The organism is Streptomyces sp. NPDC111744 (assembly GCF_055634995.1).
In genome coordinates this window covers 188,962-203,539 of sequence record NZ_JBVKCG010000008.1, presented here as the reverse complement: position 1 = coordinate 203,539, position 14,578 = coordinate 188,962, and the positions used below count along the sequence as shown (strand labels likewise).

Annotated in this window: 12 protein-coding genes and 1 pseudogene; 8 read left to right on the top strand and 5 right to left on the bottom strand. The window is 72.4% G+C overall.

Annotated elements, in window-relative coordinates:
* Nucleotides 1–6: 6 nt before the first annotated feature.
* Entirely contained in the window at nucleotides 7–672 is a 666-nt protein-coding gene (locus ACZ7OO_RS20245; protein ID WP_471506179.1) for an HD domain-containing protein, read from the bottom strand.
* Nucleotides 673–719: 47 nt separating this feature from the next.
* Between ACZ7OO_RS20245 and ACZ7OO_RS20240 the strand changes: the two genes are divergently transcribed.
* The 3 genes from ACZ7OO_RS20240 to ACZ7OO_RS20230 all read left to right on the top strand — a co-directional run bounded on the left by ACZ7OO_RS20240 (nucleotide 720) and on the right by ACZ7OO_RS20230 (nucleotide 2,543).
* On the top strand, nucleotides 720–1,391 hold the full coding sequence (locus ACZ7OO_RS20240) for a maleylpyruvate isomerase family mycothiol-dependent enzyme (RefSeq protein WP_471506177.1): 672 nt from the start codon (nucleotides 720–722) through the stop codon (nucleotides 1,389–1,391).
* A gap of 136 nt (nucleotides 1,392–1,527) precedes the next feature.
* The gene (locus ACZ7OO_RS20235; RefSeq protein ID WP_471506175.1) at nucleotides 1,528–2,235 is read left to right on the top strand and encodes a copper homeostasis protein CutC; all 708 of its coding nucleotides are present in this window, start codon (nucleotides 1,528–1,530) and stop codon (nucleotides 2,233–2,235) included.
* 65 nt (nucleotides 2,236–2,300) lie between these two features.
* Nucleotides 2,301–2,543, top strand: coding sequence for an NAD(P)H-binding protein (locus ACZ7OO_RS20230; RefSeq protein ID WP_471506173.1), 243 nt, complete (start codon nucleotides 2,301–2,303; stop codon nucleotides 2,541–2,543).
* Between the two features lie 96 nt (nucleotides 2,544–2,639).
* Here ACZ7OO_RS20230 and ACZ7OO_RS20225 read toward each other — a convergent pair whose 3' ends face one another.
* Nucleotides 2,640–4,706: a HelD family protein gene (locus ACZ7OO_RS20225; protein ID WP_471506171.1), complete on the bottom strand. Its 2,067-nt coding sequence runs from the start codon at nucleotides 4,704–4,706 to the stop codon at nucleotides 2,640–2,642.
* Nucleotides 4,707–5,516: 810 nt separating this feature from the next.
* On the opposite strand from ACZ7OO_RS20225, the gene ACZ7OO_RS20220 reads away from it, so the two are divergent.
* Both ACZ7OO_RS20220 and ACZ7OO_RS20215 read left to right on the top strand, forming a co-directional pair.
* Complete coding sequence (locus ACZ7OO_RS20220; protein ID WP_471506169.1) at nucleotides 5,517–5,702, top strand: hypothetical protein; 186 nt, start codon at nucleotides 5,517–5,519, stop codon at nucleotides 5,700–5,702.
* 18 nt (nucleotides 5,703–5,720) lie between these two features.
* A complete protein-coding gene (locus ACZ7OO_RS20215) occupies nucleotides 5,721–6,956 on the top strand; it encodes a glycosyltransferase 87 family protein (RefSeq protein WP_471506167.1) in 1,236 nt (411 codons plus the stop codon).
* Here ACZ7OO_RS20215 and ACZ7OO_RS20210 read toward each other — a convergent pair.
* Nucleotides 6,896–8,554 carry a DNA repair helicase XPB gene (locus ACZ7OO_RS20210; protein ID WP_471506165.1) on the bottom strand — a complete coding sequence of 553 codons (1,659 nt, stop codon included), beginning with the start codon at nucleotides 8,552–8,554 and terminating at the stop codon, nucleotides 6,896–6,898. The genes ACZ7OO_RS20215 and ACZ7OO_RS20210 overlap by 61 nt on opposite strands.
* Before the next feature lie 194 nt (nucleotides 8,555–8,748).
* Here ACZ7OO_RS20210 and ACZ7OO_RS20205 point away from each other — a divergent pair, with 194 nt between their 5' ends.
* Together ACZ7OO_RS20205 and ACZ7OO_RS20200 are read left to right on the top strand one after the other, a co-directional pair.
* The gene (locus tag ACZ7OO_RS20205) at nucleotides 8,749–9,144 is read left to right on the top strand and encodes a recombinase family protein (protein ID WP_471506163.1); all 396 of its coding nucleotides are present in this window, start codon (nucleotides 8,749–8,751) and stop codon (nucleotides 9,142–9,144) included.
* A gap of 381 nt (nucleotides 9,145–9,525) precedes the next feature.
* The gene (locus ACZ7OO_RS20200; RefSeq protein WP_471506161.1) at nucleotides 9,526–9,759 is read left to right on the top strand and encodes a hypothetical protein; all 234 of its coding nucleotides are present in this window, start codon (nucleotides 9,526–9,528) and stop codon (nucleotides 9,757–9,759) included.
* Between the two features lie 69 nt (nucleotides 9,760–9,828).
* Here the strand turns inward: ACZ7OO_RS20200 and ACZ7OO_RS20195 are convergent.
* Nucleotides 9,829–10,023 (bottom strand): annotated as a pseudogene (locus ACZ7OO_RS20195) (helix-turn-helix domain-containing protein); the annotation flags it as partial.
* Between the two features lie 99 nt (nucleotides 10,024–10,122).
* On the bottom strand, nucleotides 10,123–12,648 hold the full coding sequence (locus ACZ7OO_RS20190; protein WP_471506159.1) for a helicase-associated domain-containing protein: 2,526 nt from the start codon (nucleotides 12,646–12,648) through the stop codon (nucleotides 10,123–10,125).
* Nucleotides 12,649–12,885: 237 nt separating this feature from the next.
* On the opposite strand from ACZ7OO_RS20190, the gene ACZ7OO_RS20185 reads away from it, so the two are divergent.
* Nucleotides 12,886–14,511, top strand: a complete 1,626-nt coding sequence (locus ACZ7OO_RS20185; RefSeq protein ID WP_471506157.1) for a PstS family phosphate ABC transporter substrate-binding protein — start codon at nucleotides 12,886–12,888, stop codon at nucleotides 14,509–14,511.
* Nucleotides 14,512–14,578: the final 67 nt, after the last annotated feature.

Below are 14,578 nucleotides of genomic sequence, written 5' to 3'. Positions count from 1 at the left end.
CGCACCCTAGAACGCCGGATCCTGTGCGGTCGACAGCATTTCCAGCTCGGCGGCGAGGTTGTAGCGGGCGGTCGGCTCCCACTCCGCCTGGCCGTACGGCGTCCTGAAAAGCCTTGGCAGGCCGAGCAGTTGCCGGAGGACCGCGGAACGGCCCTCCCGGAAGGCGTCGTTGGGGACGAAGTGGTACTCCTCGCGTACCTCGGCGGTGTAGGCGGCGTACGCGGAGGGCGGGGCGGCGAGGATCGCCAGGTCGGCGTCGCACAGGACCTCGCCGTTGCGGTCGCCGGGGGCCGGGTCGTGGGTGACGGTGAGCCGGACCAGTCGGGCGACCTCGGCGGTCCCGGCCTCGGAGACCCCGGCCTCGGTGAGGGCGCGTTCGGCGAGACGGGCCGAGCGCTCCTCGTTCTCCGAGCGGTCCGGCAGATACACCGCGTCGTGGAACCAGGCGGCGAGCCGCACCGGATCGGGGTCGTCCGCGTACTCCTCCAGTAGGTCGACGTGGTCGAGGACCGCCGTGAGGTGGGCCAGGGTGTGGTACCGGCGCTGGGGCTCCTGCCAGCGGTCCAGGAGGGCGTCGGCGTACGGGTCGGGGTCGGGGTGGCGCGGGTCGTCGCCCCGCGCCTTGAGCAGGGCGCGCCGCCAGCGGGAGCGCAGTTCCTGGAGATCGGCCATGCGCCCATTCTCCCGCCCGCCACTGACATACCCCTAGCGTGGAGGGCATGACTGCTGCTGACGACGTACGTGATCCCTCGCTGCCCGGACGTCTGCTCACCGTCGAGCGTGACGCGCTGCTCCCGCTCCTCCGCTCCCGGCCGGACGAGGACTTCGCGCTGCCGGCCGCCGCGTGTCCGGGGTGGACGGTGCGGGATGTGCTCGCACACTGTTCGGCCGCGCTGATCCGGGTGGTGGAGAGCCGGTTGGAGGAGGGGGTGTTCTCGCCCGAGTCGAACGACCGGGACATCGCCGACCGCGCCGACTGGACGAACGCCCGGGTCCTCGACGAGCTGGAGCGCGGGATGACCGAGGCCGGGGAGGTGATCGCGGGACGGGCCGACGGGGTCCTAGACGGGATCGCCTTCGGGGAGTGGGTGCATGCCGGTGACGTCCGTGACTCCCTCGGCGAGCCCGGGGCCTACACCGGAGTGGGCGGGCCGTACGCGCTCTCGCTGCTGGCCCGGGTCACCCGGGAGCGGGGCCGGCTGCGGTTGCACGCCGACCTGGACGACGTGGACGAGCCGCTGCAACTGGGCGCGACGAGCGGCACGCGGACACCGGCCCGTTTCATCGGCGACACGGCGACGCTCGTACGGCTGTACACGGGGCGGGCGGTCGACGGGGCGTCGTACGAGCTGATGGGGGCTGACGTAAAGGAGCTGAATCTGTACGGGTGAGCGGCCGGAGGCGGTCTCGCGGCCGTATACGGACCCCACGTACTCTTTGATTGGACTAGACCTCCTGCGGTCGGTCGGCCTGCTGGTCGGCCGACCGCGCCTTGGGGTACACGGGGAACACCACGGAAGGGGCCCTATGAGCACGCGTGCAGTCCTGGAGGTGATCGCCCTCGACGCCGAGGACGCGGTCGCCGCCCAGGCCGGAGGCGCGGACCGCCTCGAACTGGTCACCGACATGGCGGCCGACGGGCTGACCCCGCCGCCCCTGACCTTCACCGCGATCCGGGCCGCCGTCGACATCGACCTGCGCGTGATGGTGCGGCTGGCGGACGGGTTCGCGGCGGGGGACGTCGACCGTCTGGTGGGGGTGGCCGGGGAGCTGCGGGCGGCGGGCGCCGACCAGTTCGTGCTCGGGTTCCTCGGCGCGGACGGGGATGTGGACCTGGCGGCCGTGGAGCGCGTGGCGGCCGAGCTCGCGGGCTGCCGCTGGACCTTCCACCGGGCCATCGACCGCGCCGCCGACCGCGACGCGCTGCGCAAGCAGCTCGCCGACGTTCCGGGCCTTGACACCTACCTCACCGCGGGCGCGGCGACCGGCGTGGACGAGGGGCTGCCCACCCTCCTGGCCGAGGCTCGGCGCCGCGGCGAGCCGGGGTACGAGCAGACGCTCCTGGTGGGTGGCGGCCTGCGGCTCGGTCATGTCGCCGAGCTTCGGGCAGCCGGGGTCGACGCTTTCCACATCGGCGGCGCGGCACGGCCGGCCGGCTGGGAAGGACCGGTGTCCGCGGAGGCGGTGCGGAACTGGCGCCGGGCACTGGACCTGGTGACGGCGCTGCCCGAATAGGCCGCGGTGTACAGCGGTCGAGTAAGCCGCGGTGTGCTGGGAACGCGGGCCGCGTGAAGGTACTCATGGCCGGTGGCACCGGTGCCAACGCCGGGGCCGTACTGCCCGAGCTGGTCGAGCGCGGTGTGCACGTCCGCGCGCTCGTCCGCGACGAACGACGCGCGGAGGACGCCCTCGCGCGCGGGGCCGCCGAGACGGCGCTCGGTGACCTCAACGACCCCGCGAGCCTGCGCGCCGCCGCGACCGGCATGGACGGTGTGTTCCACATCAACCCCGCGTTCGCGCCCGGCGAGGCGGACATGCCATGACGACACCCATGGCTTCCCCGGCGGGAACTCGCTGGTCCTCTCCGCGGTCCTCGGGCGCGAACCGCGCACCCTGCGGGGCTACTTCCGCGAGCCGGCTCAGGCCAGCTGAGGCGGCAGCGGGGCCGTGTGGGTCACGATCAGACCGGAGACGGCTCGGGTGAGGGCGACGTAGAGGCGGCGCAGGCCGGTGCGTTCGTCGGGTTCGCCGTCCACGACCGCCTGCGGCTCGTCCAGTACCACGTAGTCGTACTCCAGGCCCTTCGCGAGTGACGCCGGGACCAGGGTGAGACGGGTCTGTTCCGTCGTCTCCTCGCCGGGGGCCAGGTGGCCGATCCCCGCCGCTGCCAGCGCCTCCGCGAGCGCCGGGATCCGGGCGTCCGCCGCGATCAGACCGGTCGAACCCTCGTTGCGCAGCAACTCCGCGCAGGCCGCGACGACGTCGGCGGAGCCGGCACTCGTACGCACCGCGAAGAAGCCGGGGTTCTCACGGACCGACGCCACCGGGGTCAGGCCGGGGGCGATGTGCGGGAGGAGCCGGGAGGCGTAGGTGATGACGTCCGTCGGGACGCGGAAACCCGCGGTCAGTTCCTCGATCACGCCGTCCGACTTGCCGAGGTGGGCCAGGGCCTCGTCCCAACTCCGTGTCGCCCAGGGAGTAGTGCCCTGCGCCAGGTCGCCGAGGACGGTCGCCGAACCGGTGGTGCAGCGGCGGCCGACCGCGCGGTACTGCATGGGGGACAGGTCCTGCGCCTCGTCCAGGACCACATGGCCGAGCGAGTGCGTCCGCTGGACGAGATCCGTCGTCTCGTCGATCAGCACGGCGTCCGCGGGCGACCACTTGGCCGACCTGACGCTGCGCACCGGCTTCGCCCACACGATCGTCTTCTGCTCGTCGGCGGTGAGGATCCCGTCCGCGTGTACGGCGAGAAAGTCCGCGTCCGTGAGCAGGCGCAGCACGAGTTTCGCCGGGTCGACCGGCGGCCAGACCTGTTTGACGGCCGCCTTCACCGCCGCGTTGCGGGCCACCGAGTCCTGCACCCGGTCGTCGGGGGCCTCACCCGAGCGTTCCATCTGGACCAGCACAGCGTGTGCGATGCGCTGCGGCAGAGCCTCGCGCGCGGCGCCGTACCGGATGCCACGGTCCAGCAACTCCCGGACGATTTCCTCCAGTTCGTACGCCGGGACGCGCCAGCGCCGGGAGCCGCGTACCACCACGACCGGTTCGCTGGGCATCGTGACGTGCGCGTAGACGGCCCTGCGCAGCACCTCCGCCATCCGGGCGTCGCCCTTGATGACGGCGGCGGGCGCGGTGTCGGTGCCGCTTACCTCGACGCCGTTCGCCACCAGGTCGTCGACCGTCGCCTGCTGCACCGTCAGCTCGCCCAGTGCGGGCAGCACCTGCTCGATGTAGTGCAGGAAGGACCGGTTCGGGCCGATGACCAGGGTGCCGGTGCGAGCCAGCCGCTCGCGGTGGGCGTAGAGGAGATACGCGACCCGGTGCAGGCCGACGGCGGTCTTCCCGGTCCCCGGACCGCCCTGCACGCACACCGTCCCGCCCAGCCCGCTGCGCACGATCTCGTCCTGCTCGGGCTGGATGGTCGCCACGATGTCGCGCATCGGGCCGACACGCGGACGCTCGATCTCCTGCTGGAGCAGCTTGCTGGTCCGGGCCGCCTCGGCCGGGTCGGACAGGTGCTCGTCCTCGTACGCCGTGATGTCGCCGCGGGTGTACCCGAAGCGGCGGCGCAGCGCCACGTCCATCGGGTCCTTCTTGGACGCCCGGTAGAACGGCTGCGAGACCGGCGCCCGCCAGTCGATGACCATCGGGTCGCCGTCGTGGTCGTGGACGTGCCGGCGCCCGATGTAGAAGCGCTCCCCGTACGCGCCCTCGGCCTGGTCGGCGCCGGGGGCGTGCAGGTAGTCGAGGCGGCCGAAGAACAGCGGGGTGTCGCTGAGGTCGGCCAGCGCCTTGATGCGCTCGTCGATCTGGCGGGCGAGAACCTCGGCGTTGACCCAGTTCGCGGTGACGTCGCTGATGTCCAGCGACTCGACGTCCTCGCGCATGGCACGGAGCGCGGCACGGGATCCTGCGAGGTGGGCGCGCTCGCGCGAGAGGGGGTCGGAGAGCGGGGCGTCGAGCGGCTCGTGGGCGGGCGTGGACAAGGGGGTGCCTCCGAAGGCCTGCGAGTGGATGGCGCTCAGGTATGGATGGCGCACAGGTGGCGGTCAGCCGACCGGTTTCCGTCCGGCCGACGGCACTCCGGGGAAGGAGGCGGGCAAGAGCGGAGAGTCTAGTGAGGCGGAGGCGGGGGATGCCAATGGATTTCCCGCGCCGGGACCGACGACCGGGGTGGGCTGGGCGCCGAGGACGGCGGCGGGGTGTCCTGCGAGGCGGGCGGGGCGTTGTGAGGGGGGCGCCGGCAGGGGGCGGGGCGTTCGGCGGGACGGGCGCGGCACCGAGTGGGCGGGTGCGGCACGCCGGGCTGGGGGCGGGGTGTCCGCGCGACGGCGGCGCGGCGCGCAGGGTCGGCGTGGCGCTGATCGGCGGCGGGCTGGTCTCGGGCCTGTCGGCCATCGGACCGGACGCCGACGTGGTGTGGGCGTGGTGTGCTGGGCCGGGTGGGTACGGTGGGCCGGCAGGCGGGACAGGGGTTCGGCGGGGCGGGTGTGGTGCGCTGCGCCGGGGTGGGTATGCGCCGCCGGGCAGGGGGGATGGCCTCGTTCCCTCAGGGCGGGGGCTCGGTCCTCTGGGGGGTGTGTCACTCGTGTGCTGGGCCGGGGTGGGTATGCGCCGCCGGGCAGGGGGGATGGCCTCGTCCCCCCAGGGCGGGGCTCGGTCCCCTAGGGGGTGTGTCACTCGTGGGGTGGGGCGGACGTGGGGGGTGGGGTCCATCGGCGGGTGGACTGGCGGGAGCGGGAAATTGGACCCGTGGACCGATGCCGCACTGGGGCTCGAAGTTCCACCATTGAGGCATGAGCGCAGCAACCATCAACCCGACCCCCAGCCGTCCACCGGGCGCCACGGCCCTGGACGGAGTCCCGCATCACCGCCACCGTCTGGGCGACGCCCTGCGTGCCGTCAAGGTCTTCGTCAGCGCGGCGTTCAGCGTCGTCATACTCGGCGAGTACGGCGAGGAAGCGGGCATACACCGCAGGTGACGTCATAGGGTCACCTCCGTGCCGAACCGGACGGTGACGTCATCCCCCCTGTCCTCCCCCTCCCCCTCCCTCGCCCTCTCCCTCCTGGCAGTCTCCCTTTCCTCCTTCGCCGCCCTCTGCGTCCTGCTGCACGCCCCGATGGCCGATCTGCTGGTCTACCGGGCCGAGGGCGAGGCCGTGGTCCACGGCAGTGACCTGTACGGCTTCACGGTCACCGAGTGGCGGCTGCCGGCGACGTATCCGCCCTTCGCGGCGGTCGTGTTCGTCCCGACGACCTGGATCCCCGTCCCGGCCCTGAAGACGGCGTTCCTCGCGGGCAACGCGCTCCTGCTCGCCTGGCTCGTCGCCCTCTCCGCCCGTATGGCCGGCCGCACGGCGCCCCTCCCGCTGCTGTGCACGGCCACCGCGCTCGCCCTCTGGCTGGAGCCGGTCTTCCAGACTCTCCTGTTCGGCCAGACCAACCTCGCGATCGCCTGCCTGGTCCTCTGGGACCTCACCCGCCCGCCCGACGCCCGCGCCAAGGGCCTGGCCCTGGGCATCGCGGCGGGCGTCAAACTCACCCCGGCGATCTTCATCGCCTACCTGTTCCTCACCGCACGCAGAAAGGAGGCAAGCGTTGCGACGGCGTCCTTCGCCGGTACGGCAGTGCTCGGCGCCCTCGTCCTCCCCGCGGCGACCGTGGACTTCTGGACGCGGCGCCTGTTCGAGACCGGCCGGGTCGGCAAGGCCTGGATCGTCGACAACCAGTCCCTCCAGGGCCTGATCGCGAGGGTGGCGGCCACGGAGGCACCGGGCCTGGCCTGGGCACTCCCGGCGACCGCCCTGGCGGCGACGGGCCTATGGCTGGCGACCCGCACCCACCGCGAACACCACACCCACGGCGACCGCTGGGGCATCCTGCTCACCGCGTTCACGGCGCTGCTGGCCAGCCCGATCAGCTGGTCCCACCACTGGGTGTGGTGCGTCCCGCTGCTGGCGGTGCTCCTGACAGAAGCCCGAACGGCCCTCGCGCTCACCACGGCCGCGATCTTCACCGCCCGCACCATGTGGCTGCTGCCGCACGAGGGCGACCGGGACCTGCACCTCCCGTGGTGGCAGCAGGCGTTCGCGGCGCCGTACCCGCTCCTGGGGCTGGCGCTGCTGGCGGGCGCGGCCGTCGCCGTACGACGGCACAGCCGCACCCTGCCGGTTCCTCAGCCTCCCGCGCCTTCCGCGCCCTCCGCGAGGAGCTCGTCCGCGTCCATGATCCGGTAGGCGTAGCCCTGCTCCGCGAGGAACCGCTGCCGGTGGGCGGCGAAGTCCTGGTCGATCGTGTCGCGGGCGACGACGGAGTAGAAGTGGGCCTGGTGGCCGTCGGCCTTGGGGCGGAGCACCCGGCCGAGGCGCTGGGCCTCCTCCTGGCGGGAACCGAAGGTGCCCGACACCTGGATGGCGACCGTCGCCTCCGGGAGGTCGATGGAGAAGTTGGCGACCTTCGACACCACCAGCACGCTGATCTCGCCCTCGCGGAAGGCGTCGAAGAGCTTCTCGCGCTGGGCGTTGGAGGTCTCGCCCTTGATGACAGGGGCGTTCAAGTGCTCGCCCAGCTCGTCGAGTTGGTCGATGTACTGGCCGATGACCAGGATCTGCTGCCCCGCGAAGCGCCGCACGATCGCCTCCGTGACCTTCCGCTTGGTCGCGGTGGTCGCACAGAAGCGGTACTTCTCCTCGGTCTCGGCGGTGGCGTACGCGAGCCGCTCCGAGTCCGTGAGGTTCACCCGCACCTCGACACAGTCGGCGGGCGCGATATAGCCCTGCGCCTCGATCTCCTTCCACGGAGCGTCGAAGCGCTTGGGCCCGATGAGAGAGAACACGTCCGATTCCCGGCCGTCCTCACGCACGAGGGTGGCCGTCAGCCCCAGCCGCCGGCGCGCCTGCAGGTCGGCGGTGAACTTGAAGACAGGAGCCGGCAGCAGATGGACCTCGTCGTAGACGATCAGACCCCAGTCGCGGGAGTCGAAGAGTTCGAGGTGCGGGTAGATGCCCTTCCGCTTCGTCGTGAGCACCTGGTACGTGGCGATCGTGACGGGCCGGATCTCCTTTCGCGTCCCGCTGTACTCCCCGATCTCGTCCTCGGTCAGACTCGTCCGCTTCACCAGCTCGTGCTTCCACTGCCGCGCGGAGACGGTGTTGGTGACGAGGATCAGGGTCGTCGACTTGGCCTGTGCCATGGACCCGGCACCGACCAGCGTCTTGCCCGCCCCACACGGCAGGACGACGACACCGCTCCCGCCGTGCCAGAAGTTCTCCACGGCCTGCTTCTGGTACGGCCGCAGCGCCCAGCCGTCCTCGGCGAGCTCGATCGGGTGGGCCTCGCCGTCCACGTATCCGGCGAGATCCTCGGCAGGCCAGCCCAGCTTCAGGAGCGTCTGCTTGATCTGCCCGCGCTCGGAGGGGTGCACGGCCACGGTGTCGGGGTCGATACGGGCGCCGATCAGCGGGATGATCCGCTTGGAGCGCAGGATCTCCTCCAGGACCGGCCGGTCGGTGGTGGTGAGCACCAGCCCGTGCGCCGGATGCTTGGAGAGCGTCAGCCGGCCGTAGCGGTCCATCGTCTCGGCGATGTCGACCAGCAGCGCGTGCGGCACCGGGTAGCGGCTGTACTCCACCAGCGCGTCCACGACCTGCTCGGCGTCGTGCCCGGCCGCCCGCGCGTTCCACAGCCCCAGCGGGGTCACCCGGTAGGTGTGGATGTGCTCCGGCGCCCGCTCCAGCTCGGCGAAGGGCGCGATCGCCCGACGGCAGTCGTCCGCCCGCTCATGGTCGACTTCCAGGAGCAGCGTCTTGTCGGACTGGACGATTAGGCAGGACACACATACCTCCGGAGATAAGGTCGCCTCTGACAGAAACAACGCCTGTCACAGCACGGGCTATGCCCCGTGCCCGACGCCGGAAGGGGCGTCCCGGCCAGCGCGCCGGGGATGCGCGCCGCTATCTATGTTCGCCTATCGCGCGAAACCGACGAGACGACTTCGCCCGAACGCCGGCGCGCGGCCTGTGAGGGATTGTGCGAGGCACGCGGCTGGGAGGTCGTAGCGCCGAGGAAGACATCGATGTCTCGGGCTTCTCGCGCGGGCTCGACCGGCCGGGACTGCAGCGCATTCTGACCAGGCTCGCGGAGCTGGACGTGATCGTGTTCTTCAAGATCGACCGGCTTGCGCGCTCGACGGTCGACTTCGCGGAGATCATGCGACTCGCCGAGAACCAGAGCGTTGCGCTCGCGTCGGCGACGGAACCGCTCGACCTCACGTCGTCCATGGGCCGGGCCATGGCGAAGGTGATCGCGGTCTTCGCCGAGCTGGAGTCCGCGGCGTGGTGGAAAGAAGCCGGACACGTCGCGTCTGTCGGTGTACTTCGGCGAGGAGGGGCACATGCGGCGGGCGGCAGCGGCGAAGGAGGGTGAACAGGAGACCGAGGCGGCTGCCAGCCAGGGCTGACGCCGACGTCACCGGACACACGTAGCGGCGCCCCCACCGGACGAGGTGGGGGCGTGTCAGAACTGGCATGCGCCCAAACGGACTTCAACAGCGACCCTCTCTAACTTGACAGCGGGACAGGTGGGTTGCAGCCGCACCCGCGTTCGAGCACGCCGACCGCCCCGGTACCCATCGGCACCGGGGTCCTGACCAGGGATTCCAAGACCGGACCACCCCGGATGACTGTCCAGGCTGAGGCGTGGTCCGGTCTCTTGTTGTGTGCTATCAGTGCTTCGAGATGCGGGCTGCAGGGAGCGGTGCCAACAATCGAATTGAGAGGCAGGACGACTACAGAAAGGTTGCCGATCATGCGAAGCAGGATCGTACGCGCTCTGGTCGCCAGCGTCGCCGCAGGCACGCTCGCCACCGGAGCAGCGGTGGCCTCTACGGGCACCGCCTTCGCGGTACCGGCGAACGCCAATGTGGCCAACAGTCAGAACGCGTCCACTCCCCGCCCCACGCCGACCCACAAGAAGTGCCCCACGGGTCAGCACTACACGAAGGTCAATGGCAAGTGGGGCTGCCACACGTACAAGAAGTAGCAACCGTGCCGGGCGCCGGGGACATGTTCCCGGCGCCCGCGCCGTGAACACCGCATGGTCGTGGTGCCATCAACCTCTACGAGTGCTCGCCCGCTCGGCGTGCACGATGCTGCGCAGGGTTGACCGGGCGATGGGATGGTTCCGGACGAGCTGGGGGGGCGATGACCTCGGCCTTCTCCAGTCCTTCAGCGCCTTGTCGCGGTTCCCATCCCACAGCCACGCGCGGGCAAGGTCCATGTGGTGGTGCCCCTGACGGGAGTTGGGAGAGTCCACCGGGCTGGAGACCCTGGCCCGCGCCCACTTCGCCCTGCCGGCGGACGCACCGGTACGGGAAGCCGGACGGCTCGATCAGTGGGCGCCTCGCTACTCCCCCGCGAGTTCCGCCACCCCCGTCACCCGGTGCAGGGGGTAGGTGCGTACTTCGTCGGCGGTGTGGTCGTACGCCGTGACGAAGCCGCCCTCGACGCGGATCGGGGCGATGACGCGCTGGCTGGCGGTGCCCTCGGCGTTGACGTAGCCGATCCAGAGGGTGTCGCCGGTGAGGACGGCGGCCTGCATGGTGGCGAGGGTCTCGGCGGCGGTGGTGCGCGGGAGTTCGCCGCCCTGGACGGCGGTGCCGGTGGGCTTGCGCGGGGTGGTGGCGGCCAGGTCGCCGGCGCGGATCGCACGGATCGCGGCGGCGAGGAGGGTGCCGTCCGGCGGTGGCGGGCCGTCCGGGACCGGCTCGGGGGCGGTGCGGGGCGGGGTGCGGTGGGCGTGGGCGCGGGTGATCAGGACGTCGCCCTCGGCGGACTCGGCGGCGGGCGCGTAGCCCATCGCGCGCAGGCCTTCCAGCAGGGCGGCCGGGTCGGCCTGGGTGGAGAGGACGGTCGGGGCCAGGCGGCGCAGGCGCAGGGCGGCGGCCCGCTTGTCGGCCATGATCTCGTTCAGGACGGTGTCGTCGTCGCAGCGGACGTACGCCGAGGCCGCCCCCACCCGCAGATGGCCGTGCCTGCGGGCCACGTCGTCGATCAGGTACGCGAGCGGCTGCGGGACCGGTGTGCGGGAGTGGGTGGTGAGGAAGGCGTGCAGGTCGGTGGCGGTGCGGCCGGCGTCCAGGGCGCGGCGGACCGAGGCGGGCGTGAAGCGGTAGACGGTGGCGCCGCCCTTCGACTCGACGTCGGCCAGTACGCCCAGCGTGTCGGCGAGCGGGCGTTGCAGCGGGCCGGGGGCGACCGCCGTCAGGTCGGCCTGGAGCAGGACGTGGTCGAGGGGCTCCGGCAGGAGCGGGGCGAGGAGACGGCCGGCGGCCGCGGCGGCGACGGCCTGCTCGGGCGGGGAGAGGGGTTCGAGGGAGGCGGCGGGACGGTGATGGTGCACGGGGAGCTTGTCACCGGGGCCGGCGGGCCGTTCAGCGGCCTTCTCCACGGCCGGCGCGCCGAGGAGGGCCCTGCCGTGCGCGGACAGCGCCCCGCGTCCCGTCACGCCGAGCAGCTCGGCCTCCGACAGGGTCCAGCGGGCCAGGCGGCCGCGCAGATCGTCGTCCCGTTGCTGCGGGCCGCGCAGCGGGCGTTCCCAGCGCAGCCGGGCCAGCACCGAGGCGGCGGCCGGGGCGGTGCCCTCCGGGAGCCCGGCCAGCAGGGCCAGCACCCGGTGCCGTACCTCGGGCGCCGCAGAGCGGTCGAGGCCGGGACCGAGCGCCGACAGGGCGCGGTCCTTGGCGTCCCGGCCGCCGACCAGGCCGGCGGTGCGGGTCGCGGTGAGCCAGGCCTGGGCGAGCTGGGCCCAGCGTTCGGCCGGAGGGCGGTCCAGCCACTCGTCGTAGACGGGGGTGGCCGCGTAGCGTTCGTCGGCCGCGCCGTCGGAGGCGAGCAGCCCGGCCGCGTACGCCAGCTCGACCCAGAAGGCGGCGACCGGCTCGGGCAGGTCCAGGGCCACGGCCGTCCGCTTCAGGTCCCGGACGCTGAGGCCGCCGGCCCGCAGCACGGCGGGCCCGCCCTCGTCCCAGTCCTTCAGCAGCTCCTCGATGGTGGCGAGCGCGGTGTACGCCTGCCCGGCCGCCGTCGCGTCCACAACCTGTGGACGGTGCGTCGCCGTCGGCTCGACCGCGGGCGGCACCGGCTCCGGCTCGCGGTGTGCCCGGCCCTCCCGCAGATGCAGGGCGACCTCGCGGGGGAGGACGACCGTGCCCGGCGCGGTCGGCAGCAGCAGGCCGCGGTCGAGGAGCCAGCGCAGATGGGCGGCCGGTTCGGGGGTGACCTGGCCGTACGGCGGCCCCCACACCAGCCGGGAGAGGACCTCGACGGACTCGGCGGGCGCCGCGGCGAGCAGCTTCGCCATCTTCTTGCGGTGGCCGAACAGCTTGCCGAGCGCGTCCGCCGCGGACACCGAGTCGTGCGTCGAGGGCAGCCCGGCGGTGGTGACGATCTCCTGGATCCGGCCCGGCGACATGCCCGAGGTGGCCTCCCGCACGGTCGGGCCAAGCCCGGTCGGCGAGGGGTACTGCGGGGACGGGGCGAGCACCTCGCGCGCGGTCCGCACCAGCCGCAGCCGGTCGTCGTCGCCCCACACCAGCGCCTGGTCGCGGAGTGTGTTGAGGGCGCGCGGCAGGGCGGCGGCGACCAGCGGGTCCCCGCCGTCGCCGGCCATCAGGCCCAGCAGTTCACCGTACGACGCCGGGTCGCCGGCCACGGCGAGGGCCTCCGCGGTCTGCAGGGCGAAGCGGTCCAGGCGCTCCAGGGCGCGCAGCACCGAGGCGCGGGTGCCGGCCCGGGTGGCCAGCTGGGTGAGGTCGGTGGGGACGGGGGTGATGAGGTCGGGGCGGGCGCGCAGCAGTACGGCCAGGGAGGCGTCGTCCCTGGCGCGAAGCGCCTCCGCGAGGGAACGCGGCGGGGTGGCCGGGTTGCTCATCCGACCCACGGTAGCGGGTGCGGAGCGGGGACCGGGATCACCTGCCCCGCGGCCTCTTCTGTGTACAGGGCAGCCACCGGGCGAACGGAACGTTTCGCAGATGTCCCTCACATGAACTTCGGCAGGCGGAACACGGCAGTTCCGGCAACACCGGCCTCGCACTCGTCACCCTGGGCTCCCTGGCCACCGCGGGAAGTCAACTGTGGGGCCGGTCACGGGGATTCGGGGGATGTGATCGTGAGAGTCTTCGGCGCCGAGCTCGATTTCAACAACGTCGTCGCGATCGTCAGTGTCGCGATCCCGGTGCTGGCGTTCTTCTGGGAGTTCGTCGTCATCCGCCGCAAGCGGCTCGGCTACCGCCTCCAGATGGACACCCTGGCCTCGGACACCGCGCACGCGCCGAGCGCCGACGTGCTGGCACGGATGCGGGACGACGGCCACGAACTGGTGGAGCCGTCGTTCGTGCTGGTGCGGATCGAGAACGCCGGCTGGCGGGAGATCGTCCCCGGCGACTATCTGACCCCGCCCGACGACCACACCGGAATCCGGGTGATGTTCCGGGACCGCCGGGTCGTCGGCATGGCGGTCACCGAACTCAGCCAGCCCACGCTCCGCCACTTCTTCGTCACCACCCGCGACGGCAGGACCCAGGAGACCGACGGCTTCGGGAAGGACTGGGAGGACGGCGCCGGTGTCATCCGGCTGCCCAAGGTGACGCTGAACCCCGGCGCCCACTACAAGGTGCTCGCGGTGCTGGAGCGCCGGGGCGGGAGCCCGCACGCGCCCTTCCCGCAGCCGGAGTTCCAGGCCGCGGTCACCGGGGGCATGGACCACTCCTTCCCCTGGCTGCGCTGGCTGGCCCGGCTCAAGCTTGCCCACACCGAGAGCCACACCTTCGCCTCCGGGGCGGCGCTGGGCGGCATGGCCCTGCTGGCGGCGGCGGTCGTGCTCCAGGCCAGCCTGACCCTGTTCTTCCCCGCCAGGCCCGCGCCGCTCGACTGCGCCGGCGGCACCCTGCACCTGTCGGGCTCGACCGCCTTCGAACCGGCGGTGACCGCGGCGGCGAAGGAGTACACCCGGCTGTGCTCGGCCAAGGGCGCCCACATCCCCGTCAGCGACGGCGCGTTCCGGGGCAGCGGGGCGGGACTCACCACCCTGGAGAAGGCCGGCAAGGACGCCGGGATCTCCGGCAACGAAGGACTCGGCGACCACCTCGCCTTCACCGACGGCCCGGCCGGCAAGGGCCACCCCCAGGATCTGCCGCGACCGGTGGTCTACTCCCTGTTCACCCTCGTCGTGAACAAGGACGCGCACGTCAGCAACCTCTCCCTCCGGCAGATCCGCGACATCTACGCCAGGAAGATCACCAACTGGTCCGTGGTGGGCGGCGCCGACCTCCCCATCCACCTCATCAACCGCTACTCCGACTCCGGCACCCGCAACGCCCTCCAAGAACGCGTCCTCGCTGGCAAGCCCGTGCCCGGCGCCGCGAACGGCGACTGCGCGTCCCTGGACCCGACCAAGCCCGGCGTCTGCGAGGTCGACAGCACCGACACCATGCTGGACACCGCGGCCGCACAGCACGGCGCCCTCGGCTACAGCGAGGCGGCCAGTGTCACCTCCGCCGACCTGGTCAAGCTGAACATCGGCGACATGCCGCCCACCCTCGAAGGCGTCGAACACGGCACCTATCCGTACTGGCAAACCGAGTACGCCTACACCTTCGGCGAACCGCCCGCCGGCTCCATCGCCGCGGCCTTCCTGCGCTACCTCACCGACCAGGGCGGCAAGGACATCCTGCGCGAGTACGGCAGCCGCCCCTGCTCGGAGACGCGTTACCCGCTGGTGTGCCGGCCGACATGAGCCGTGGCCTGCGCTACCTTCGTCTGGACGGGGTATTCACCAACGCACCGGCCCCGGAGGGGACTTC